The organism is Halosimplex aquaticum (assembly GCF_028747785.1).
Classification (GTDB): Archaea; Halobacteriota; Halobacteria; order Halobacteriales; family Haloarculaceae; genus Halosimplex; species Halosimplex aquaticum.
Map to the genome: position 1 here is coordinate 3,628,245 of NZ_CP118158.1, position 23,730 is coordinate 3,651,974.

General features: G+C 66.4%; 20 protein-coding genes, 1 tRNA gene and 1 pseudogene. 13 read left to right on the forward strand and 9 right to left on the reverse strand.

The window, feature by feature from the left end; all coding sequences use genetic code 11:
• Window positions 1-2: 2 nt before the first annotated feature.
• The 5 genes and pseudogenes from PSC72_RS18055 to PSC72_RS18075 all read left to right on the forward strand — a co-directional run bounded on the left by PSC72_RS18055 (window position 3) and on the right by PSC72_RS18075 (window position 4,631).
• The gene (locus PSC72_RS18055) at window positions 3-1,712 is read left to right on the forward strand and encodes a DUF4143 domain-containing protein (protein WP_382261872.1); all 1,710 of its coding nucleotides are present in this window, start codon (window positions 3-5) and stop codon (window positions 1,710-1,712) included.
• Window positions 1,713-1,775: 63 nt separating this feature from the next.
• Window positions 1,776-2,615, forward strand: coding sequence for a BrxA family protein (locus PSC72_RS18060; RefSeq protein ID WP_274322816.1), 840 nt, complete (start codon window positions 1,776-1,778; stop codon window positions 2,613-2,615).
• Window positions 2,615-3,019, forward strand: a pseudogene (locus tag PSC72_RS18065) (hypothetical protein); the annotation flags it as partial. The gene PSC72_RS18060 and the pseudogene PSC72_RS18065, both read left to right, overlap by 1 nt.
• A 77-nt stretch (window positions 3,020-3,096) precedes the next feature.
• Entirely contained in the window at window positions 3,097-3,981 is an 885-nt protein-coding gene (locus PSC72_RS18070; RefSeq protein ID WP_274322818.1) for an IS1595 family transposase, read from the forward strand.
• A 566-nt stretch (window positions 3,982-4,547) separates the two neighbouring features.
• Window positions 4,548-4,631: transfer RNA gene (locus PSC72_RS18075), tRNA-Ser, on the forward strand.
• Between the two features lie 160 nt (window positions 4,632-4,791).
• On the opposite strand, the gene PSC72_RS18080 is transcribed toward PSC72_RS18075, so the two are convergent.
• The 4 genes from PSC72_RS18080 to PSC72_RS18095 all read right to left on the reverse strand — a co-directional run bounded on the left by PSC72_RS18080 (window position 4,792) and on the right by PSC72_RS18095 (window position 8,994).
• Window positions 4,792-5,136, reverse strand: coding sequence for a hypothetical protein (locus tag PSC72_RS18080; protein ID WP_274322819.1), 345 nt, complete (start codon window positions 5,134-5,136; stop codon window positions 4,792-4,794).
• Window positions 5,137-5,204: 68 nt separating this feature from the next.
• Entirely contained in the window at window positions 5,205-5,966 is a 762-nt protein-coding gene (locus PSC72_RS18085) for a metallophosphoesterase (RefSeq protein WP_274322820.1), read from the reverse strand.
• Window positions 5,966-7,726 (reverse strand): hypothetical protein, encoded by a 1,761-nt coding sequence (locus PSC72_RS18090; RefSeq protein WP_274322821.1) that lies wholly within the window; start codon window positions 7,724-7,726, stop codon window positions 5,966-5,968. The genes PSC72_RS18085 and PSC72_RS18090 overlap by 1 nt, the downstream gene beginning before the upstream one ends.
• Window positions 7,723-8,994, reverse strand: coding sequence for a Single-stranded DNA binding protein (locus tag PSC72_RS18095; RefSeq protein WP_274322822.1), 1,272 nt, complete (start codon window positions 8,992-8,994; stop codon window positions 7,723-7,725). The genes PSC72_RS18090 and PSC72_RS18095 overlap by 4 nt, the downstream gene beginning before the upstream one ends.
• Window positions 8,995-9,163: 169 nt before the next feature.
• Here PSC72_RS18095 and PSC72_RS18100 point away from each other — a divergent pair, with 169 nt between their 5' ends.
• Together PSC72_RS18100 and PSC72_RS18105 are read left to right on the forward strand one after the other, a co-directional pair.
• Window positions 9,164-9,619, forward strand: a complete 456-nt coding sequence (locus PSC72_RS18100) for a hypothetical protein (RefSeq protein ID WP_274322823.1) — start codon at window positions 9,164-9,166, stop codon at window positions 9,617-9,619.
• A gap of 77 nt (window positions 9,620-9,696) precedes the next feature.
• Window positions 9,697-10,359, forward strand: coding sequence for a 2,5-diamino-6-(ribosylamino)-4(3H)-pyrimidinone 5'-phosphate reductase (locus PSC72_RS18105; protein WP_274322824.1), 663 nt, complete (start codon window positions 9,697-9,699; stop codon window positions 10,357-10,359).
• Window positions 10,360-10,470: 111 nt separating this feature from the next.
• Here PSC72_RS18105 and PSC72_RS18110 read toward each other — a convergent pair whose 3' ends face one another.
• The 3 genes from PSC72_RS18110 to PSC72_RS18120 all read right to left on the reverse strand — a co-directional run bounded on the left by PSC72_RS18110 (window position 10,471) and on the right by PSC72_RS18120 (window position 12,756).
• Window positions 10,471-10,761 (reverse strand): DUF7545 family protein, encoded by a 291-nt coding sequence (locus tag PSC72_RS18110; protein ID WP_274322825.1) that lies wholly within the window; start codon window positions 10,759-10,761, stop codon window positions 10,471-10,473.
• Between the two features lie 115 nt (window positions 10,762-10,876).
• The gene (locus PSC72_RS18115; protein WP_274322826.1) at window positions 10,877-11,935 is read right to left on the reverse strand and encodes an NAD(P)/FAD-dependent oxidoreductase; all 1,059 of its coding nucleotides are present in this window, start codon (window positions 11,933-11,935) and stop codon (window positions 10,877-10,879) included.
• Window positions 11,936-12,051: 116 nt separating this feature from the next.
• Window positions 12,052-12,756: a DUF2270 domain-containing protein gene (locus tag PSC72_RS18120; protein ID WP_274322827.1), complete on the reverse strand. Its 705-nt coding sequence runs from the start codon at window positions 12,754-12,756 to the stop codon at window positions 12,052-12,054.
• A gap of 156 nt (window positions 12,757-12,912) precedes the next feature.
• Between PSC72_RS18120 and PSC72_RS18125 the strand changes: the two genes are divergently transcribed.
• The 6 genes from PSC72_RS18125 to PSC72_RS18150 all read left to right on the forward strand — a co-directional run bounded on the left by PSC72_RS18125 (window position 12,913) and on the right by PSC72_RS18150 (window position 22,058).
• On the forward strand, window positions 12,913-13,197 hold the full coding sequence (locus PSC72_RS18125) for a DUF357 domain-containing protein (protein ID WP_274322828.1): 285 nt from the start codon (window positions 12,913-12,915) through the stop codon (window positions 13,195-13,197).
• 91 nt (window positions 13,198-13,288) lie between these two features.
• Window positions 13,289-15,172, forward strand: a complete 1,884-nt coding sequence (locus tag PSC72_RS18130; protein WP_274322829.1) for a GAF domain-containing sensor histidine kinase — start codon at window positions 13,289-13,291, stop codon at window positions 15,170-15,172.
• A 143-nt stretch (window positions 15,173-15,315) separates the two neighbouring features.
• Window positions 15,316-16,947: a type II/IV secretion system ATPase subunit gene (locus PSC72_RS18135; RefSeq protein WP_274322830.1), complete on the forward strand. Its 1,632-nt coding sequence runs from the start codon at window positions 15,316-15,318 to the stop codon at window positions 16,945-16,947.
• A complete protein-coding gene (locus PSC72_RS18140; RefSeq protein WP_274322831.1) occupies window positions 16,944-19,502 on the forward strand; it encodes a type II secretion system F family protein in 2,559 nt (852 codons plus the stop codon). Before PSC72_RS18135 ends, PSC72_RS18140 begins: the two co-directional genes overlap by 4 nt.
• A 27-nt stretch (window positions 19,503-19,529) precedes the next feature.
• Complete coding sequence (gene ligA / locus PSC72_RS18145) at window positions 19,530-21,245, forward strand: ATP-dependent DNA ligase LigA (RefSeq protein WP_274322832.1); 1,716 nt, start codon at window positions 19,530-19,532, stop codon at window positions 21,243-21,245.
• A 66-nt stretch (window positions 21,246-21,311) separates the two neighbouring features.
• On the forward strand, window positions 21,312-22,058 hold the full coding sequence (locus PSC72_RS18150; RefSeq protein ID WP_274322833.1) for an MBL fold metallo-hydrolase: 747 nt from the start codon (window positions 21,312-21,314) through the stop codon (window positions 22,056-22,058).
• Window positions 22,059-22,132: 74 nt separating this feature from the next.
• On the opposite strand, the gene PSC72_RS18155 is transcribed toward PSC72_RS18150, so the two are convergent.
• On the reverse strand, window positions 22,133-22,552 hold the full coding sequence (locus PSC72_RS18155) for a type IV pilin (RefSeq protein ID WP_274322834.1): 420 nt from the start codon (window positions 22,550-22,552) through the stop codon (window positions 22,133-22,135).
• Between the two features lie 86 nt (window positions 22,553-22,638).
• Complete coding sequence (locus PSC72_RS18160; RefSeq protein ID WP_274322835.1) at window positions 22,639-23,730, reverse strand: DNA topoisomerase IV subunit A; 1,092 nt, start codon at window positions 23,728-23,730, stop codon at window positions 22,639-22,641.

The window sequence follows — 23,730 nt, forward strand, 5'->3', positions numbered from 1 at the left end:
TGATGGAGTCGTCTGAGTCTATCGCTTCCTTCCTCGAAGATGCAAAGCAGCATAACCAATGGTGGGATGGGGAAACCGGCAGTCCGTCAGATCTCACCGAGGTCACGGAGCTTGAGCCACGTTCCGACGTCGTGAATTGCCTCAAACAACTCGATAGAGAACACGATGGAGAAACGGATGGTCTCGTTTATCCTATCTACGGACCAACGGGGATAGGAAAGACCACTTTATTACTACAGATTGTTGCAGCTCTTCTTCGAGAGGACACGGTGGCATTCGACCCGAGCCACCGCGACTTAGAACTCGTCGGTAGTATTGATCCTCGACAAGTCCTGTATATTCCGTTGGAGGACTCGCTTTACCATCTCGAGCCTTCGGAAGATGCCATGGCAGCACTCGGCAATGTTGTTGATTACTTCTATACCCATATTGCCCCACGGACCGGTCGGAAGTTCATTTTACTTGACGACGTCGGCGCACTCCGCCTCGAAGGTGAAGAGAAACAGCAGCTTCTCGATCTTATCGACGACGACACGTCTCTCGTAGTCACGGGGATCGTTGAATCTGAAGTGAATATGGAGGAGGTCACTGGCAGTGATGAGGTCCAGGTGAAGTGGGCTAGACCTATGCTTCCGATGAAGTTCATCGATACCGTTCAACATGGGGTCTACAACAAGTCCGTGTTCGAAGACGTCGATTCGGATCTCGCATCGATAGTCGAAACGCACCGGACGACAAGCTTCGATGAGGACAATTCGTTAATCAGCGACGTTCGAAATAACCTATCAGATGCCACAGCGCTCCCAGACGCTATCGAAGCCCTTGAAGATCTTCACTACAACGTACTCTCTGAAGCTGACCGGGACGGACTACACGAAGCTGCACGGCGATACTTGCAGAAAGGAGGGTTGTTCCAGCGAGTCCCCGACTACTCCGTAAACAACGAGCTCGTCCACTCGCATTTTCTGCTCTATCTCTACAAGGAACTTGCACAGTACGAATCGATCAAGAACCCGGAGAACCTCCACCGGCTCGCATCGCTGGCAGCGAGTCGTGCTGGGCAGGAGTTAAAGTACACCGATATTAGCGAACGACTTGGTGTGGACCGCCGCACCGTTGACACGTATCTTTCCCTTCTTGACGAGGGGCTCTCAGTTTCGGAATCACACGATTACTCTCTACAGCGATACCGGCGGACCAGACTCTATCTGCGTAATCCTCGGCACGTCGTTCTCCTCTCACAGCGGCAGGAACATTTCGGATTCGAATCGTACGAGCCAACGGGTCGGCTCAATCACGACTTCGAGTATAAACTTGCTCGAACCGTCGGTTTCGACCACGCCAAGCGGCTTGCATACCAAGTCGAGGATGATTTCGAGGGGGAAGATCCACAAGTCGAATACTGCGAGACCGAAGCCGGAACGGTGGATTACGTCCTCCGAAATGACGAATTGGTCCTCCCATTCGTACTCTCCTACCACCCGCATACCGACGCGTCAACGTCGATCGCGACGGCATTTGACCCATCCGTCGGGAAACATCCACAGGAAGATGGGGAAGATCTCATCGACCTCGAGTATCAGGCGCCTTTCCGGTTTATTGTCACAGATAGCCTCCCGAAGGACCTGGTAAAAAGCGAGTCCCTCGTGATCGAGAGAGATGGCTGGAAGCTTTGTTATTTGCCGTACTGGCTCTTCTTGCTCATCTGTTAAGTTTCTGAGTGGGTATGCTATGATAGACGAAACATAAAGTAGGTCCGTTCAATCCACCCATACATGACTCTCATATCCGACGGCGGTGACGCGCCCATCCCCTCTTTGTCTGGGACGATCTCACCAGACGAAGTCAACATGGATCTAACGATGTGTGGTCTCCTCGTTGAGCGAGCCGAGGAGCTCACTCAACTTTATGCAGATCACGGAAACTGGAACGATGTGAAGAACATCTGGTTCGACGAACGCCTATCGAATCGGAGCACACGGGGAAGCTCGCAGAAAATATTTCGGGTCCTCACATCTCGCTTCAAGAACGCACCGACAACGCTCCCGAACCCCAGTTTGCTCCCCCAGGTGTTCGAACAATGTGAGACGACGCGAGACAAAGCACAAATCCTCTATTTGTATCTTGTTACCGACGATACCTTGGTTCGATACGTCGTCACCGAATACAGCGACCGTCTTGTTTCCGAGGAGCCGAAACCATTGGACTTCTCTAACGAAACTCTCCTAAACATCCTCAACAGCTTGACGTATTCTGACGGCAGCAGCTTCGATTATGCAGAATCGACAACCGAGCGTTGGTGCGAAGGGATCCGGTCAGTGATGCGCGAGGTCGGGGTTCTCGAGGGCCAACAAGCAGTGACTGGAGGAACTCCTTCTGTAGGAACTGTGCCGCTACTCGTAGCGATGGATTATTCATACGAAACTGGCGACGAGGAATGGATCGCCTCCCCACGGGGTTTCCTATACCTCTTTCAACCAGAGAACCGCTGGGAAGAGCTGTTTGATCGAGCTGCTAGCACCTCTGCATGGGAGTATCTCGAACTCCACGGTGACCTTGATCTCCGCCCCACCGAGAAACCGTATTCGTGGATCTCCAGGGGAGGTGTCAGTTGATGGTTGACGCGAGTTGGTTCGAAGACCTTCCAGAAGACTTCGAGGAATCAGTTCGCATCGACAGGGATGAGCGCGATCATCGCGAACGCGCCATCAACTCATACCACGTGACTGCGGACTCCCAGCGCTTTATTCGAGACTTCGTCGATCGGACACTTGGACAGGCAGACGATATGCGTACAGGTTCGAACTATTGGCTCTATGGCTATTACGGCAGTGGGAAGAGCCACCTGCTGACCGTCCTCGACGGACTACTCGACTCCGACTGGCTCGACGGACGATACGACGACGTCTGGGACGACCTTACGCAAGTAGCAGAAGACGACGATGTGGACCAATTGCGTAACCACTGGCGTACAATCCACGACGAATACTACGTGATTCCTGTTTCGATCAACGCTCTTGCGAAGTAGATTGTTGATAGCGGGAGCTGCGGCTGGAAGTCGAAGAGGGCAAGGGCACCGCGCCAGCGGTGCCCGATATGTTCCCAATACGCCGGTTCGTGTCTGAATCGGCTGCCGCGAACCTGCTCCAACAGGTTCGCTGGCGTGATGGCGTCGAGTGCCCCCGCTGCCGTTCTGACCTGACGGTCAGAAACGGCAGCTATCGGGAGTACCAGCGGTATCTGTGTAAGAATTGCGGTCGGACGTTCAACGACAAGACCGGCACGATCTTCGCTCACTCGAAGCTCTCGCTGAAAGAGTGGTACTTCACGATCTACGTCTTCTTACGGTTCAACACGAGCATTCGCCAGATCGAGGCAGAGCTCGATCTTTCGTACAGAACGGTGAGACGGCGCGTCGAGCGCTTCGCCAGATCGCTCGACGCGCCTTCGATGACGCTGTCCGGGCCGGTCGAAATCGACGAAGTGTACGTGTCTGCGGGGCTGAAAGGCCGCGAGCGCGACCAGGAGTCGCGCTCGCGTGGCCTGTCCACGCGTGGGCGAGGCTCGTACGACGGCGACAAACCGCCGGTGTTCACGCTGGTCGATCGCGGCTCGGACGAGCGGTACGTCGTGCCAGCGAAATCCGCCGAAGAATCGACCGTGCGACTCCTGCTCGGCAACCGCACACAGGAGTCGCTGACCGTCTACACCGACGGATTTCGGGCGTACGACCCGCTAGAGGACGATGACGCATTCACCCGCGAATACGTCGTCCACGGCGACGGTGAATACGCTGATGGCGACGTACACGTCAACGGTTGCGAGAGCCACGCGTCGCTGACGCGACGGTGGCTCTCGCCCCACCGAGGCGTCTCGAAAGACAAGCTAACGCCGTATCTCAGAGCATTCCAGCTCCGGTGCGAACTCTACAGAAAACCAGGTGACGAAGCGCTCAAACATGCGCTCGACGCTGCCCTCTGAAAATCAACAACGTGCTTCACAAGAGCGTAGATGGGATAGTGAGGTCAGGGTCCCACTCGTCGTTCGAGAACCGAAAGTATGCTTTCAGCGCTAATTTGGTATTGTCCAGATGACTCGATGAGTAGTCTTCGTCACTGAGAATCTGACCTCGTAGATACTCTTCCGCGTGTTCCTGCGAGAGATTCAGTGTAAATCGGTCTTGGTCTGTCCAGACGTGGCGGTGGAATTGGTCGATGATAGTCGAATATGTCTTACACGTATCGTGGGCGTAACCCGCTAGGTTCTCGGGATCTTTTCCCTGTCGTGCGAGCCATTTGATTAGCTTCTCGCGGTGGCTTCGGTACGTAACGCGCTGGCGCTCGTTGAGATATTCTTCGGTTGGCTCGCAAATGAGAACGATACCTTCAACTTTCTCCCTCTCATTCATCGTAACACGCCCCGATTCGTGCGATTTCGGTGGTTTCGGGCCAGTTCAATCGAGATGGAATGGAACTACGGTGTTTCATCGTTGGCTGGTCAGAAGGCCCAAAATCGCATGACGTGGCGGGGGCGGACCGAGCTTGCTCGGTGGGATAGCGAAGTGGCCTAACGCGCCTGCCTTGAGAGCAGGTGTCCTCACGGACCCAGGGGTTCAAATCCCCTTCCCACCGTGAGACCGCGCCGCGAATCGCGGCGCGGGCGAACGTTCATAGGAGATTTGAAGCAGGAAAGTCGCAGTCGCCGAGCGAAGCGAGGCGAACGTCTCGGCGTGGTTCAAATCCCCTTCCCACCGTATTTTGCCGCGAACAGATCGTGAGCGGCGGCTCGGCCTCACTCCCGTTCGTCCTGCAACTCGCGGAGCGCGTCTTCCTGTTCCTTCCGGGCGATGCCGCCGCTCTCGGCGTGGCGACCGGTGTACTGCGTGTCGGGGATGGCGGACCAGACGGACCCGTTGCCGTCTCCCCGTGTGCGTGCGAACCAGACCGCGCAGATCGCCAGATAGAGGAGCGCCGCAACGGCGAGACTCGGTAGGTAGCCGCTCTCGACGAGGCCCAGTCCCTCGACCACGAGGTCGAGGAGGGCGGCGACGCCGGCGACGAACCCGCCGCCGATCAGGAGGAACACGAACGGGACGTGCACCCACCGGGGGACCGAGAGGTCGACCGTTCTGGACATATCCGGTCGTACGTCGCAGCGGGTGAAAGGTATTCTGGACGACAGCTCCGGGGATTCGATCCCGCGCGTCAGAGTCGTCGGTAGTCGCCGAGGCGGGTGCCGTCGAGGAGGTACGCCTCGCCGTCGACCAGCCCGTCGGGTAGGAAGGGGGCGAGAAAGTCCTGGCCCTCGACGTTGACCCAGGTGCCGCCGGAGAGGTCGTTGAACGCCGGGAACACGACGAGTTCGACATCGGCGTCGACATCGAGGTCGGCGTCGTGGAACTCGCGGAACGGGTCGGGGTTCAGGTCCCCGCGGAGCCACACGCGCTCGACGCGGGCGCCGCCGACCTCGTCCTCCAACCGGACGACGGGGTGCTCGTGGGCGACGCAGACCACGTCGGCGGCGAGAACGTCGGGACTCGGCCAGGTGTGGCCGTGCGCGAAGCCGACCTCGCCGATGCGCACGCCGTGGCCCGGCGTGATCTCGACCGACTGGTCAACCCGGTCGAGAACCCCCTCGACGTCGCCGTCGTGGTTGCCCTTGACGAGCGTGACGGGGAGGTCGGCGGGCAGGCCGTCGAAGAGCGCGAGGATCTCCTCGCGTTCGTCGCGGCCGGGGCCGCCGATAGCGTTCGCGAGGTCGCCGAGGACGACGAGGCGGTCCGGTCGCTCGGCGTCGACGAGTGCGAGCAGCGACTCTCGACGCTCCGGTCCGTGGTCGGGGAGTTCGACGCCGTCCCGCCGGAGGCCGGCTTCGATGCCGGCGTGGTAGTCGGCGACGACGAGCAGCCGCTCGTCGGCAGTCGCCGCGACAGCGGCCGGTTCCCCCGGGAGCGGTTCGACGCCCATCAGATCGGCTTGTACACGTCGTCGTCCGGCTCGTAACAGCGGCCGTCCATCAGGGCGTCCTGGATGGCGTCGCGCACCTCGTCGGCCGGCGCGCCGGTGCGGCTCGTCACCGCGTCGACGATGTCGTCCGCGTGGGCGCCGTCGCCCTCGTCGAGTTCCTCCATCGCGTCCATCACCGCGTCCTCGACGTCGACGTCTTCGGCGGGCTCGGCGTCGGCCGCCGGCTCGGTCGAGTCCTCCGGAGTCTCCGGTACCGCCGCGGTCTCGTCCTCTCCATCGGCTTCCGGCTCCGCGCCGTCCGCCTCCGGTGCGTCGGACTCGGCGGCTTCGTCGTCCGCCTCGGGCTCCGCGGGCTCCGCTTCCGCGGAGGCATCGGTAGCGTCAGTCGCCGCAGGCTCCTCGGCCGCCGCTTCGCCCTCGGCGAGTTCGTCGGGGTCGGGCGTCTCGATGCCGGCCTCGCCGGGTTCGCCGACTTCGCTCCCGCTTTGGAACTCGGTGCCGAACTCCTCCTCGATCTCTTCGCGCTCCTCCTCGTCGAGGTCGAACTCACCGGGGTCGAAGTCGTCGAGGTCGTCACCGCCAGCGTCGCCAGTATCGGCGGCCGCGCCCGACTCCTCGGGCGCCGACTCGACCGCCGCGTCGGTCTCGGTCGACTCGTCGACGGCTGTCTCCGTGGATTCGGCGGCGACGGTCGTCGCTCCGCTCGTCTCCGACGAGGCAGTCTCGACCGGTTCGGCCTCGGTGGCGTCCGCCGGTTCCGACTCGGCCGGCCCGGAGTCGGCCTCCGCTTGTCCGGTCTCAGCGGAGGCCGATGGAGACTCCGTCGCGGCGTCCGCTTCGCTTCCCGCCGTGGAGTCCGTCGATTCGGCCGTCGCCTCCACCGATTCGGACGACGTTCCGGTCGTTCCGGACGCGGCCGACGTGGCCGCGTCGGCGGACCCCGTGTCACCGGCGGTCGCGTCAGTCGACTCGGAGGCGAGCGCACCGCCGAAGTCCTCGCTCTCGCCGCCGACGTTGGGGGCGACGTCCAGCGCGGCGAGCGCAGCGAGGTCCGCCTCGCCCGGTGCGTCGGGGGAAGCGGTGTGCGCGTCCACCTCGTCGCGCTCGTCGGCGACGACTTCGAGGGCCTGGACGGCGGTGTTCCGGACGGCGTCCAGGTACGCGGGCGTCGTGCCGTAGTGGTCGATGGCGAGCGGGACGCCCGCTGCCAGTCCGGTGTCGACGCCCTCGGCTTCGAGTGCCGCCCGCAGCTCGTCGCCGCGCTCGTCCATCCGGAGCGCGCGGGCCATCGTCCGCACGCGGTCGAGGGTCTGCCGGGCCGTCCCGACGGTCCAGCGGTCGCGGGTCTCCGCGTCGACCTCGTTGACGTTCTCCGGGCGGATCGAGGTGTAGGTCACGTCGGAGTCGTCTGGCTGGAAGGTCCGCGCCTTCCCGGTGACGGCGACGAACATCGGCGGCTGGGCGCGCTCGAAGAAGGCCTGCGCGTCGGGCTGGTACTGCCCGGCGTAGACGACGAACGCGCCCGTCGGGTCGACGACGCGCGCCCGGAGCACGTCCTCGCTCGCGTTCTCCACTTCGGTGAGGACGCCGACGACGAACAGGCGGTTGACGCGCCCGCCCGTCGGCGTGACCACGTAGTTCGGGGCGCGCTCCTCGTCGCTCTCGGAGTACGAGAAGTCGGCGTCCTCGAACTCCGCGGCGAACAGGCGGTAGGCGACCTCGCGGCGGCCCGCGCCGCCCTGGTCCTCCGACCCGCTCATTGCCGGACCTCCGCCAGCAGGTCGCTGGCACGCGCGGCGGGGTCGTCCTCCGTCTCGTCGAAGGTGCGGGCGTTGAGGTTGGCGCCGTACTCGTCGACGGACAGCGAGCCGCGCACGCGGAACTCGCGGCCGACGATCTCCTCGCGGATGGCGTCGGCGACGGCCTCCTGGTCCATCTCCTCGCGGGCGTGTTCCTTCGCGTCCTCGATGCCGCCGCCGTAGATCTCCTCGGTCAGCCCGTCGTCGAGGATGGCGGTCACGGTCCCCGTCCCGTCGTCGAGGATGGCCTTCACGCGCAGGTCGTCGACGCCGTCGACGGCGCCGTGGGTCCGGCACTGGCCGTTCTGCACGACGCGGCCGCACTCGGGGCAGCGCTCGATGAGGCCGGAGCCGTCGCGGACCGCGATGACGTTCCCGACGATCTCGACGTCGAACAGGCCGCCCGAGTCGATGGCGTCCCTGACCGCCAGAGCGGGCGCCTCCTCGGTGGGCTCGACCGTCCGGTCGAGTTCCTGGACCTCGGTGAACTCCGAGACGTTGACCGACGGCGCGCCGCGGAACTCCCGGACGAACACGTCTTCGAGGCGGAGCGACGCGCCCTCGGTGATCGCCTCGTGGGGTTCCCAGTCCGTGAAGGGGAGCCGCGTCGTCTCGTCGGCGAGGATGCCGCTCAGGATGTCCGTCTCGCCGTCGCGGCCGTCGATGGTCTTCGTCTCGACCTCCAGTACTGTTACCTCGACGTTGATCCCGCGGTCCCCGGGTTCGAGTTCGGCGAGCGTCGCGTCGCCGCCGACCGGGTAGTCGACGGCGAGGTCCTCGTCCGCGAGCTGGATCGTCGTGCTCTCGCCGAGGTTGAGCTCGGGGTCGCCCTCCCACTCGCGGACGCCGGCGTTGCCGGCGGTGATCGTCTGGCCTGCTTCGAGGCCGAAGTCGTCCCACGCGGTGTAGGAGATCTTGCCGCTCTCGTCGGCGATCTCCCCCTCGAAGATGACGTGGTCCGACCCCTGGTAGCGGATCGACCGCTTGCCGACCGTCAGGACTGTGCCGGTGACGGTGACCGAGGAGTCGCCCGTCGAGACGTCGGCGATGTCCTTGGTCGTCGGACCGCCGCTGTCGCTCGACCCGTCGCCGTACTTCCGTCGGAGACTGTCCTTCGCTTCCTCGACGGGCACGCTGTACTCGACGAGGTTCTCCAGGTCGCTTTTGACCTCCGTTTTGTCGACGCCGAGGCTGGAGGCGAGTTCCTCGGCATGGTCGTCTAAGCTCATCACCGAGACGTTCGGCTGGGGTCGGTAAAAATCGTTCCCGTCGGTCGACGGAGGGTCGACGGGTGCGCGACGGCGGGGCCGACAGTCGCCGGACCCCGGCCGCGGACTCGTGTCAACGGGACGCTCGGTCGGGGCAGGTTTTTGGTCGTCCACGTGTGACGTGGGTCTCATGGAACCTCCGACGTTCAGGGGCAAGCCGTCGGAGACGCACGTCATCTGGAGGCGATCCGGGGCCGAGGAGAGCGTCCCGAAGCGATTCGACGAACGGGAGCTTCGCGCCTGGTGTTCGACCCACGGGTTCGACTTCGAGACCGACAGACGCGTCGACCACGACCGCTCCGAGGACCCGCGAGAGCAGTACCGGACGGTGTTCGCCTGGGCCGACGAGGAGAGCGAGTCGTTCGGCCTCGGCGACGACGAGTGGGAGATCGCGACCCAGGAGACGCCGCGCACGTTCCTGGAGATCGACGCCAAGGGAGAGGCACGCCTCAAGACGTGGACCGAGGAGTACGTCTTCGACGTCGAGGAGCTCTGGCTCGACGGCCGCTCGTTCGTCTTCCGCGCGGCCGAGATCGACGGCGCCAAGCGCCTCGACGCGGGGAAGCTCACCGAGCCGCCGGAGTGAGACCCCCCGGAGCGAGCCCCGCGGAGTGCGGCCGAGGGACCGAAAGCGGTATTCCCCGGTGTACGCTTCTGTCTCCCATGCACGTCGTCGTCAACGCCGCGATGAGCGCCGACGGGAAGCTCTCGACGCGCGAACGGGAACAGGTCGCGATCAGCGGTCCCGACGACTTCGACCGCGTCGACGCGCTCCGCGCCGAGAGCGACGCCGTCATGGTCGGCGTCGGGACCGTCCTCGCCGACGATCCCTCGTTGACCGTCGACGACGACGCGCGCCGCGAGCGCCGCCGGAACGCCGGCAAGCCCGAGAACCCCGCGCGCATCGTCGCCGACTCCCGGATCCGGACGCCCACGGACGCCAGGGTCCTCGACGACCGGGCCGAGACGTACCTCCTGACGAGCGAGGCCGCCCCGCAGGACTTCGTCGCCGAGATCACGGAGTCCGGCGCCGAGGTGATCGCCGCCGGCGACCAGCGGGTCGACCTCGCCGCGGCGCTGGCCGAACTGGAGTCCCGCGGGATCGACCGGCTGATGGTCGAAGGGGGCGGCGAGATCATCTTCTCGCTGTTCGAGGCGGAGCTAGTCGACGAGCTCTCGGTGTTCGTCGGCCCGACGGTGATCGGCGGCTGGAAGGCGCCGACGCTGGCCGACGGCGACGGCTTCGTCGACGACTTTCCGGAGCTGTCGCTGCGCGACGTCGACGGCGTCGACGACGGCGTCCTGATCCGCTGGGACGTGTGCTGACGACCCGACGGCGGTCGGAACGCCGGTCACCAGGTCCAGCGGCGGTCTCAGCGCTCGCGACCGGACCCGGCGTGGAGAAACCGCGAAACCGCCTGCTACTGGCGAGTCGCGTCAGTGAGCGTGGCCGGTGAGTTCGGCGAACGAGCGGCCGAAGCGCTCCTCGAACAGCTCGAGCGTCAGTTCCTCGGTGTCGGCGACCGTGTCGTCGACCTCGCCCTCGCTGTGGTGGACGGCGCTGTGGATGCGCTGTGCGAGGCCGAACATCGCGATGTCCCCGACGATCTCCGGTGCCGTCTCGTCGCCCTCGGCGAGGAGGTCGAGCAGTTCGGTGGGGACGACGAGTTCGTCCGTCGCACCGTCTTCCGATTCGAGCGTCAGCGTCACCGTCTCGGCGTCTGCCATGGTCCTCGTTCGGACAGCCGCCATATGGGTCTGGTGGATGCGTATGCGAGTATCGGCGAGTGACCTGTCGAACGGGAAAACGAGCGATATTCCGTCAGTTCCGCACCGAGAGGCGTCAGTCGTCGGCTTCCGCGGCGGCCTCGGCTTCGCTCTCGGTCCCGACTTCGCGTTCGAGGTAGTCGTCGGCGTCCATCGCGGCCTTGCAGCCCATGCCGCCGGCGGTGATCGCCTGCTGGTAGTGGTGGTCGACGACGTCGCCCGCGGCGAACAGCCCCTCGACGCCGGTCGCGGTCTGGTTCGCGCCCTCGCCGCCGCCGCGGCTGCCCTGCGTCTTCACGTAGCCTTCGGGGTCCAGATCGACGCCGGTGTCTTCGAGGTAGTCGGTGTTGGGCGTGTGGCCGATGGCGACGAAGACGGCGCCCACGTCGAAGTCGAACTCCTCGGTCTCGGGGTCGTCGAGGTTGTCCTTGGGGTAGCCCGACTCGTTGCGTGCCAGCGTCACGTGGTCGACGCCGCCCTCCTGGGAGCCGTGGACCTCCAGCAGTTCGGTGTTTCGCATGATCTCCACGTCGCCGTCTTCGACCTTGTCCATCAGGCGGTCGATCCAGTAGTCCTCGGCGCGGAACTCCTCGCGGCGGTGGGCCAGGTAGACCGTGTCCGCGAAGCGCGTGAGGAAGTCGGCCTCCTCGAAGGCGGCGTCGCCGCCGCCGACGACGAGCATGTCCTCGCCGCGGAAGAACGCGCCGTCGCAGGTGGCGCACGTCGAGACGCCGAAGCCCATGAGGTCGTCCTCGCCGGGGACGCCGAGGGTGCGCGCGCTCGCGCCGCTGGCGGTGATGAAGGCGTCCGTCGTGTACGTGTCGCCGGTGTTGAGTTCCACCTCGAAGGGCCGGACCTCGTCGTCGATGTCCTCGACGACCCCGTGAGTGATCTCGGCGCCGAACTGCGTGGCCTGCTCTTTCATGTTGTTCACGAGTTCGGTCCCCCCGACGCCGTCGGGGAAGCCCGGGTAGTTCTCGACGTCGGTGGTCAGCGTGAGCTGTCCGCCGGGCTCGTCGCCTTCGAGGACGAGCGGTTCTAGGTTCGATCGCGCCGCGTAGATGGCCGCTGTCAGTCCAGCGATGCCCGAACCCGCGATTATCAGCCGTCGGTGGTCGACCGGCTCAGTAGTCATTGGTTCACGGTAATGGAGTATCCCGTATGTAGATTGCGCTCGCTCACCGGCCGCTCACACTCCCGCTGAGACGGTCGACAGCCGCAGCGGGTGTCGTGGTACGACCCGGCCGCGGCTCACTCGTTCTTCCACTCGCCGACTCGCTCCCCGTGGATCTCCCCTTTCGCCTGGCGATCGCTCGGCCACTTCGCCACGAGGAGGACCGAGAGGTAGAAGACGGCGAGCGCGCCCGCAACGACCGTGCCGGGGATGCCGGGCAGCGCGGCCGACTCCGACCACTGCGACTCGGGCGTGAACAGCGTCACCTTCGCGAGCCACGCGAGGCCGACGACGACGTACAGGGGACCGTAGGTCCGACGGAGCCGCCGCGCGAGCGCCTCGCGCGTCGTGACCTTGAACGTCGGCGACCGGAGGTCCTCGCTCAGTTTCTCGCGCCAGGTGGGGTCCTCGAGGCCGCCCGGCGACAGCGCGTTCGCGAAGAAGTTCTCCTGGACGATCCGGACGCGGGACCGATACACGTCGTAGAACCGGTAGCGCCGGACCTCGTAGGTGAGGAACATCGAGAGCGCCACGACGCCTATCAGGAGCAGGTACGCGGGCATCTGCGGTGTCGAGAACACCACCGACACCAGCGCCGCCAGCACCGTTATCGCCCAGTTCGTCGTGCGGTCCATCCGGTCCTGCGCCCCGGCGGCCTGGGTGACCTCGCTCCGGTAGAACTGCGCGAGCGCGGAGCTGAACGCGTCGGCGTCCTCCGCGATCTCGGCGGCGACCACCTCGTCCCGGTCGAGCGGGCTCTCGCTGCGGGCCTCGTCGTCCATGTCGACCGTTGGGCGGCCAGCCTCAATACGCCTGAGACACCGTGTCGAAACCGCCAGTAGCCCGGAAACAGTCGGGACGTATCGGGGACGGAATGGCCCCGGCGGGCGCGACCAGCGGACCGAACGCTTAGGGTCACACCGGCGCAGGGTCCGACTATGCCCGCCGATCTGGAGGAGAAGACCGACCGCTACGAGGGGCTGCTCGCCGAGGCGCTGGACGCCGCGGAGGTCGCACCGCCCGAAGGGACGCCCATGGCCGAGGCCGCCGCCGAGTGCGAGGAGATGGCCCGCTCGTACCTCGAAGACGGCCGCCACTTCCACGACGACGGCGACCCGGTGAACGCCCTCGCCTCGTTCTCGTACGGCCACGCCTGGCTCGACGCCGGCGCCCGCATCGGCCTGTTCGACGTGCCCGAAGAGGGCCACCTGTTCACGGTGTAGCGGGCGAACCCCCGCGAACGGTCCCGAGGGGCCGATCCGGCGGATCGCGGCGGGGGAAATAGCTTTCCGGTTCCGTCCGGTGCAATGAGACATGCCCGGCCCGACGGACCGGTCCCCAGCCGCCGTGGTCCGCGACTTCTTCGACGGCCCGGAGTACGAACCGCTCACCGCGCGGGAGATCGCCGCCGAGACCGAGTACTCGGCGGCGGCCGTCCGGGACGAACTCGACGTATTGGTCGACCGGGACCTCCTACGGACGAAGGAACTCACGGGGGGCCGTCGAGTGTGGTGGCCCGCCATCGACCAGCGCACCGAGCGGGCGGAACTGGTCGACGCGATGGCTGACGCGTCGGAGGACCCCGACGCCCAGATCACGCGCCAGCAACTGATCGAGCGCCACCGGCACCTGGCCCAGTTCGTCACCGAGATAAACATCACCGCGGATCTCGACGAGATCCTCCGCCAGATAACCGAGGTGGCCCGAGAGCTCGTCGGCGCCCACCAGTCGGTGACCAGCAGGACGCTCAACCAGAACTGGGAGCAGGCGATAAACGCCGTCTCGCTCTCGGAGAAGTACGCCGAGTACAGCGACTACGACACCGAACCCGACGGGAGCGGCATCTACTCCGTCGTCTGCGAGCGCAACGAGCCGATGCGGGTGACCCAGGACGAACTGGAGTCGCACCCGGCCTGGCAGGCATTCGGTGACGAGGCCGACGAGCATCCCCCGATGGACGGCTGGCTGGCCGTCCCCATCGTCGGCCCGGAGGGCGAGAACACGGGGCTCATCCAGCTCTCTGACCGCTACGATGGCGAATTTACCGAGGCCGACGAGGCCATCTTGGTTCAGCTCGCGAACGTCGCGTCCGCGGCCATCGAGAACGCGCGCCTCTACGACGAGCTGCGCGAGTCCGAGGAGCGCTACCGGACCCTCTTTGACTCGATGACGGAGGGGTACTGCGTCGTCGAACCCGCGGAGCCCGACGACGCCGACCGAACCGACTATCGGTTCCTGGAGGCCAACCCGGCGTTCGAGGCGCACACCGGGCTGCGTGACGTGGCCGGTTGTACCGTCCGCGAGGCCGACGTCGCCGACCCTGGGGCGTGGTTCGACGTCCTGGACAGCGTCGCCGACTCGACGGACGGCGGTCCCTTCCAGCGCGAACTCGAGATGCGCGGCCGCGTCCTGCAGTGCCAGGCGTTCCCCATCGGCGGCGCGTCGGGCGGGCAGGTCGGGATGACGGCGCGGGACGTGACCGAGCGCGTCGAGCGCGAGCGCCGGCTCGAAGAGTCCAACGAGCGCCTCGAACAGTTCGCCTACGCGGCCTCCCACGACCTGCAGGAGCCGCTGCGGATGGTCTCCAGCTACCTCCAACTGCTGGAGAACCGGTACGCGGACGATCTAGACGATGAGGCGCGGGAATTCCTCGCCTTCGCCGTCGACGGGGCCGATCGGATGCGGGAGATGATAGACGGACTCCTCGAGTACTCCCGGGTCGAGACGGAGGGCGACCCGCTGGAGCCGGTCGACCTGAACGCCGTGTTCTCCGACGTTCGCGACGACCTGCAGGTCGCCATCGAGGAGAGCGGCGCCGACGTCGCGGCCGAGGACCTACCCCGGGTTCGCGGGGACGGCGACCAGCTCCGGCAGGTGTTCCAGAACCTCGTCGACAACGCCATCGAGTACAGCGGCGACGAACCGCCGACCGTCCGCGTCGGGGCCGAACGCGCCGGCGACCGGTGGGTCGTCTCAGTCCGGGACGAGGGCATCGGGATCGACCCCGAGTACGCCGACGCGATCTTCCAGGTCTTCGAGCGGCTCCACACTAGCGACGAGTACTCGGGCACGGGCATCGGACTGGCGCTCTGCGAGCGCATCGTCGAACGCCACGGGGGCGAACTGTGGGTCGACGCCGAGCCGGGCGAGGGGTCGACGTTCTCGTTCACGCTACCGACCGTCGACAGCGGCGAGTAGCCGCGACGGCCCACCAGTGAACGCCGGTAGACTGGCGCCGCGGCGGGCGGCGGCCGACGCCGAGTTTCATCCGTGATTACTGGGGGTTCGAGTTTAAGTGAGTCGCCGGGATACCTCGGGTAACACGCGGCCACGGACCTCTCATGTCACGCGAAGCCAGCGACGGGACGGGAACGGGGGAGGGCCGCCTCCAGGCCTTTCAGGAGTGGCTCTCCCGAGCGGCCACGGTCCTCACGGGCACCCGGATCCACGTTCCGAACTACGACCCCGCACGCCACGGCCGGCTGGTCGCCGACCCCCCAGCCACCGGCGAGCGGGAAGTCGAGCGCTACTGGCTCAACGCGCCCTTCGCCTACGCGACCATCAGCTACGACGACGAGGAGAACGAACACCGCTACCGCGTCGTCGAGCCGTCGCTCGACGAGACGGAACTGGATCTGTTAGAACGAGTCTTCGAGGACGTTCGCGACCCGCTGATCTACCGCGACGAGGTGAGCGCCGACCCGGCGGACGCTCTCCGCGAGGAACTGCGCCGGCGGCTCGAAGAGTACGGCGTCGACGTGCCGACGGAGACGTTCTACCGGCTGTTCTACTACCTCCACCGGTCGTTCCTGGGGTACGGCAAGCTCGACCCGATCATGCACGACGCGCACGTCGAGGACATCTCCTGCGACGGCGCGGCCCTGCCGGTGTTCGTCTACCACGAGGAGTACACGGACGTGGAGACGAACGTCGTCTTCGAGCGCGACGCCCTCGACGACTTCGTCGTCCAGCTCGCCCAGCGCTCGGGCAGGCACGTCAGCGTCAGCGACCCGGTCGTCTCGACGACGCTGCCGGACGGCTCGCGGATCGAACTCGCCCTGGGCGACGAGGTGACCCCGCGCGGGTCGGCGTTCACCATCCGCAAGTACGCCGACGAGCCGCTGACGCCGGTCGACCTGATGGACTACGGCACCTACGACGACCGGATGCTCGCCTTCCTCTGGCTGTGCATCGAGAACAACAAGAGCCTCGTCTTCGCCGGCGGGACGGCGGCGGGGAAGACCACCTCGATGAACGCCGTCTCGATGTTCATCCCGCCGCGCTCGAAGGTGATCACCATCGAGGACACCCGCGAGCTGTCGCTGTACCACGAGAACTGGCTGTCGTCGGTCACCCGCGAGCGCATGGGCGACGGCGACATCACGATGTACGACCTGCTGCGCTCGTCGCTGCGCCACCGCCCGGAGTACATCGTCGTCGGCGAGGTCCGCGGCGAGGAAGCGATCACGCTCTTCCAGGCGATGAACACCGGCCACACCACGTTCTCGACGCTGCACGCGGACTCCGTGCAGACGGTCATCAACCGCCTGGAGAACGAGCCGATCAACGTCCCGCGGCCGATGGTCCAGTCGCTGGACGTGCTCAGCGTGCAGGTGCTGACGCGCTCGGACGGCGAACGCGTCCGCCGCGCGAAGACCATCTCGGAGATCGAGGGCATCGACCAGCGGACGGGCGAACTCGACTACTCCAACACGTACTCCTGGGACGGCACCTCGGACACGTTCACGCGGAACAACAGCGAACTGCTCGAAGAGATCCGCCAGGAGCAGGGGTGGACGCGCGGCGAGCTGATGCGGGAGTTCCGTAATCGGCGACGCTTCCTCGCGTACCTGCGAAACAACGGGATATCCGACTTCCGACGGTTCACGGCGATGGTCAACAAGTACTACGCGGACCCCGGCGAGGTCGTCGACATGATCGAGGACGCCGAGGTGACCGTCGGCGACTCATGAGGTCGCTCGTCGGCCTCGCGCCGTTGCTGGTCGGGCTCGGGCTGGTCGCGCTCCTCGCGTTCGCGCCGCTGCATCGGGAACTGCGCACCGTCTCGATCCGGATCGCGCGCCGCTACTTCGCCCGGTACGTCTCGGAGGACGCGCCCCACCGACGACGCAGGTTGCGCGAGGCCTACGTCGACCAGACCTACCGGGCGTACGCCGCCGAGACCTACCTCGTCACGGCGGTCGCGGCGGCGGCCGGCGCCATCGTCGGGGTGTACCTCACCGGCGGCGCCCTGCTGATCCTGCCGGCGGTCGGGGAGTTCATCAACCAGCTTCCGAACGCGATGGCAAGCGCCCTCGGACGGCCGGAACTCGAACCGCAACTCACGCCGAAGCAGGTGTTCGCGGTCCTGACCGGCGGCGGTGCGTTGACCGGGCTGGGAGCCGCGGGGTTCGCCTACTGGTTCCGCTGGGAGCGCCCGCGCAGTCGCGCCGAGACGCGCAGGCGCGGCATCAACGAGGGACTGCCGCGGACGGTGGCGTTCGTCTACGCGCTCTCGCGCGGCGGGATGGCGATGCCGGACGTGATGCGGACGCTCGCGCGCAACCGGGCCGTCTACGGCCACGGCGCGGACGAGGTGTCCGTCGCGGTCCGCGAGATGGACCTCCTCGGCCGCGACATCATCACGGCGGTCCGGAACGTCACGAGGCGGACTCCCAGCGAGGAGTTCAAGACGTTCGGCGAGAACCTCGCGAGCGTCCTCCAGAGCGGCCAGAACCTGTCGGGCTTCCTGCGGGAGCAGTACGACCGCTACCAGGAGGAGGCGCTCGACCGCCAGGAGGACGTGCTCGAACTGCTCGCGACCATCGCGGAGGCGTACGTGACTGTCCTCGTGGCCGGGACGCTCTTCCTGATGACGATCCTACTGGTCTTCGGGCTGACGACGACCCGGACGATCAACTTCCTTCGGCTGCTCGCGTACGTGATGATCCCGCTGGCGAACCTGCTGTTCGTGGTCTACCTCTCGGGGAAGCTCGACCTGCTCGGCGTCGGTGGCGGGGCGGAGACGGGCGGGCTCGCCGAGTCCGTCCGCGGCAACGCCGGGTTGCCCGACCCGTCGTCGAAGTGGGACGGTGTTCCTGACTCGACTTCGGACAGTGACCCGGGATCGGCTTCGGACGGCCACCCGGGCTCGGAGCGCGGCAGCGATCGGCAGGCCACCGACGGAGGGTACGCGACGGCGTCGATCGACCGACGACAGCTCGGCGCCTACGACGCGCTCGCTCGCGTCCGAGCGCTCTTCGACCGACCCGCACAGAAACTCCTCCGGCGGCCGACCGCGATCCTCTACGTGACCGTCCCGCTCGCGCTGCTCTCGGTGGCCCTCCGCGCGCCGGGGTTGTTCGTCGGCGACGTGCAGGTCCGCGCGCTCGACGACGTGCTCGTCCAGGCGCTGCTGGTGGTCGTCGGCTCGTTCGCCGTGGTCTGGGAGTACTACTCCCGCCGGATCAGGCGGATGGAGGCCGCGCTCCCCGAGTTCCTCGACCGACTCGCGAGCCTCAACCAGGCGGGGATGTCCGTCGTCGAGGCGCTCGAACGGGTCCGCGAGAGCGACCTGGGCGTGCTCTCCGTCGAGGTCGACCGGATCCACAGGGACATCACCTACGGCGCGAACGTCGACGACGCGCTGCGCCGCTTCGGCCTGCGCGTCCGGACGACGGCGACGACGCGCGTCGTCACGCTGCTGACCAACGCGCTCCGGGCGAGCGGCGACGTCGCGCCGGTCCTGCGGATCGCCGGCCAGCAGGCCGCGGCGGAGCTGAAACTCCGACGCAAGCGGCGCCAGCAGATGTTCACCTACCTCGTCGTCATCTACGTCTCCTTCGCCGTGTTCCTGGTCATCATCGTCGCCGTCCAGGAAGTGCTCGTTCCGAGCCTCCCGAACAACGTCCCGACGCCGGAGAACACGAACCGAATGGCCGTCGACGTCGAGGCGTTCGCCCGCTTCGGCCGGGTGAACAAGGCCGCCTACACGCTCGTGTTCTTCCACACCGCCATCATCCAGGCCGTCCTCTCGGGGTTCGTCGCCGGCCAGCTGGGCGAGGGGTCGCTCAAGGACGGCGCGAAACACGCGGCGGTCCTGCTCGCCGTCGCCTACGCCGCGTTCGTGCTCCTCTCCTCGCCCGTCGCACAGGTGACGTTCTCCGACCAGACGATAACCGGCGACACCGTCACGGTCGACAGCGTCTCCCTCTCGGAGGGGGGATACGTCACGATCCGATCGAAGACCGCCGACGGCGAGATCGTCGGCCACAGCGGCTACGTCCCGCCGGGCGACGAACGGGACGTCCGGATCGCGCTCCGCTCGACCTACAGCGACGAGATGGAGCTGTACGCCGTGCCGCACCTCGACACGGACGGTAACGAGCGATTCGGCTACACCGGAGGGTCCGTCGACCGAACGTACCCGACCGAGCGAACCCGTATCTACGACGTAGCGCAGGTCCAGCGAGGAACGCGCGGTGCGGCGCTGAACCCGGTCAGGCGGCCGCGCTTCGCCGGGTTTTAGGCGGATGGCCACCCTACCGACGCGGCGATGGAACTGGCCGCCTTCGCAGAGCGGGCCCGAGCGATCGAAGCCGAGAGCGCCGACAGCGCGGTCCGCGAGCGTGTGACCGACCTGTTCGCGGCGGCGGGCGAGGACCTGCCCGTCGTCGCCCGATACGTGCAGGGCCGGGTGTTCCCCGCCCACGTCTCGACGAAACTCGACATCGGTCCCGCGCTGTGCTACGAGGCCATCGCGAAGGCGGCCGGTCCGAACGTCTCCGCCGACGACGTGGAGGGCCGCGTCGCCGACCTCGGTGACGTCGGCGAAGTCGCCGCGAGCTACGACTTCGGCGGCCAGCAGGGGCTCGGCGCGTTCGGCGCGGGCAGTGGCGGCGACGGCGGCTCGGGCTCGGACGGACTGACCGTGGCGGAGGTCGACAGCGAACTCCGCGACCTCGCCGCGACCGAAGGCGCCGGGAGCCAGGACACGAAACGCGACATCCTCTTCGGGCTGTTCAACCGGACCGAGGGCGACGAGGCGCGATATCTCGCGCGGCTCGTGCTCGCCGAGATGCGCATCGGCGTCGGCGAGGGGACCGTCCGAGACGCGATCGCCGACGCCTTCGACGTGCCGGTCGACGAGGTCGAGCGCGCGCTCCAGGTGACCAACGACTACGGCGAAGTGGCGGTCGTCGCCCGCGACGAGGGAGTCGACGGCCTCGACGCGCTCGGACTGGAGATCGGCCGGCCGGTCGGCGCGATGCTCGCCCAGGCCGGGATCGTCACCGACGCGCTCGACGAGTGGGGCGAGGCCGCCGTCGAGTGGAAGTACGACGGGGCGCGCGTCCAGGTGCACCACGACCCCTCGCGGGAAGACGGCGACGCCGAAGGCGACGGGCCCGAGACGCGACTGTTCTCCCGGAACATGGAGGACGTGACCGACCCGCTCCCGGAGGTCGTCGAGTTCGTCGACGAGGCCGTCGACGTTCCCGCGATCCTCGACGGGGAGGTCGTCGCCGTCGCCGAGGACGGCTCGCCGCTCCCGTTCCAGGAAGTCCTGCGGCGATTCCGCCGGAAACACGACGTGGCGAAGGCCCGCGAGGACGTGACCGTCGAGTTCCGGGCGTTCGACTGCCTGCACGCGGCGGGTGACGACCTGCTCGACGAACCGCTGGTCGACCGCCACGCCCGACTCGAAACCGTCCTCGGCGAGACCGGCGAGTCGGCGCTGTCCGCACTCGAACTGTCCGACGACCCGGACGAGATCGCCGACATCGAAGCCGAGTCGCTCGACGCCGGTCACGAGGGGATCATGCTCAAGAACCCCGAGTCGGCGTACACGCCCGGCCGCCGCGGGAAGAACTGGCTGAAGCGCAAGCCCGACGTGGAGACGCTCGACCTCGTTGTCACCGGCGCCGAGTGGGGCGAGGGCCGGCGCGCGGAACTGCTCGGGACCTTCCTGCTGTCGGCGCGGACCGACGACGGGTTCGAGACGCTCGGCAAGGTCGCGACGGGCGTCACCGACGAGGAACTCGAGGAACTGACCGACCTGCTGGAGCCACACGTCCTCTCGGAGGACGGCACCGACGTGGACATCGACCCCGCCGTCGTCTTCGAGGTCGGCTACGAGGAGATCCAGGCCTCGCCCACCTACTCGTCGGGCTACGCCCTGCGATTCCCGCGATTCCTGGGCGTCCGTGAGGACAAAGACCCCGACGACGCGGACTCGCTGGAACGCGTAGAGCGGTTGGCCGAACGGCAGTGACCACGGGTATCGGAAGCGGCTACCCGGAGGCGAAGCCTTTTCGCCGTGACACCGGAACGCGGACGTATGACAGTGCGACACGACGGCCTGACGGTCGACTGGCTCGGCTACGCGACACTCCGCATCGAGGGCGACGACACCGTCGTCTACTTCGACCCCGGCCGATACGGGACCCTGACCGGCGAGTGGGAACCCGACACGCCCGGCGTCGGTCACCCGCCCGCCCAGGACTACGACGCACAGGACGGAGACATCGTCTGCGTCACACACATCCACCACTACGACAGCGACGGCGTGGAGCGGGTCGCCAGCGAGGACGCGACGGTCGTCGCCTTCGAGGGCATCGACGTGGCCGACAGCGACCGCGACCTGACCCCGATCGACGACCTCCCCTACGAGGTCGTCGAAGTCGGCATGGAGGACGAACTCGTCGTCGACGACGTGCCGATCATGACGGTCCCGGCGTACAACGACCCCGACGGGAAGAACGTCAACGAGGACGGCACGCCGATCCACCCGGAGGGCATCGGCTGCGGGTTCGTCGCTTCCGTCGACGACACGAACGTCTTCTGGACGGGCGACTCCGACGCGCTCGACGGGCACGAGGAACTCGACGCGTCGCTGTTCGTCCCCTCGATCTCCCAGTCGTACACGATGGACCGCCACGACGCCGCAGACCTCGCCGAGGCGATGGACCCCGACCTCGTCCTCCCGATCCACTACAACACGTTCGAAGCGCTGGAGGGCGACAGCGGCGCCTTCGCTCAGGACGTGGCCAGGCGCGGCGTTCCCGTCGTCTTAGACGAGCGCTGAGCGGCGTCAGTCGGCCGGCCCTACCGCCTCGCCGACGTTCGTGATCATCCCGGACGCTTTCTCCCGAACGTCCCTCACGCGCGCTGGACGGTGGTCTCGGCGACCGGTATCCGTTCTTCCTCGAACCGCCATTCGACTCGCACGGCTGCGCCGTATGCGACGCCGTCGACCGTTATCTGGTCGCCTTCCGTCACTTCGTCGTCGCCCTCCGCCGCGTCGGCCCAGACGGTCCGCCGGTCCCCGTCGACGACCACGTGTAATCTGTCGCTCCGGATGGCGTCACCCCCGTCGTGGGAGACTGTGATACCGTTCTCCGTCGCCTCGACGGTGATCGACACCGTCGGCACGGCCGGGTCGCCATCGGGCGCGAGCACGAGCGATCCCGCGATCGCCGCACCGACGACCGCCACCGCCAGAATGACCACCACCCCGATGACTCCGACCGCGACGATCAACGCCGCGTTTCGCCCGCTGTCGCCACTCTCATCTGCCATATCTCACGCACGAAACTGTTACTACATAAAAATTTCCGAGACAGCGTCCGAACCGGCCAACGGTGGTCCGCTCGCGATGACGCCGATCAGAGGACGCCCATCTCGTCGAGGCGTTCCGGCAGGTAGGTCTCGGTCACGAAGTCCAGGCCGTAGGAGGCCAGGCTCTGCTGTTCGGACTTCTTCCCGATGTCGAGCTGGAGCTCGATCTGCTCCTCCCAGTAGTCGGTCTGGAAGCGCGGGTCCTCCAGTTCGCTCTCCAGCGCGTTGACGTCCGAGTCGGCGAGCGGGTCCGTCGGCAGGTCGTACTCGACGATGTCCTCGGGCTGGATGCCGATGAACTGGGCCTCCGGCGTGGCGAGGTACTCCGAGAGGTGCGCGCTCTTGATCGACCCGTAGGAGACCGAGCCGAAGATGCGGTACGACCACGGGTCGCCGTCAGTGAACACCGTGACCGGGAGGCCGAGTTCGTCGTGGAGGCGCTTGGTGAGCCGACGGGTCGCCCGCGCGGGCTGGCCGCCGAGGTGGACGACGAGCGCGTCGTACTCGTCGTCGAAACCGTTCTCGACGAGCCGGTCGCGCATACCACCGGTCTCCACGCAGAGGACGAACTCCGCGTCGTTGTCGAGGAACTCGATTGTGTCGGGGTTGTTGGGGATCTGGTAACCGCCCTGGCCGACGTCGTCCTGGCAGTGGATCTCGCGGTCGCCGCGGTTGGTCTGCTCGCGGAGGAGCAGCGGCCCCATCACCTTCGCGCCGGACTCCTCCGGGCGCATGTGGAAGTCCTCGCGCTTGACCTCGGAGACGATCTCCAGGTCCTCGATGAGGTTGTTCGACTCGTCCTGCGTGTTGAACTGGGCCTCGTCTAAGTCCCAGGACTCGCTGAGGTAGTAGAGTTCACGCAGGGTGGACGAGCGGTCCTGGTCGAGCTGGCGGGCGAGGAAGTCGATGGTGTAGGTCGCCTTGAGGAGCTTCTCTGCGCCGGAGATGGTCTTGGCCGTCCGCGTGCTCTCGCGGTCGCCGTACACCCAGACGTTTTTGTCCTCGTCGTACTCGATGTTGGACTTCGTCCGGGTCGGGATCCGCATCTTCGGGACGTCGCCCTCCTCGAACTGCTCGTAGAACTCCTCGGCCAGGTCGATCAGCTGTTCTCTCGCGTCCGCGTCTGTTTCCGTGCTCAT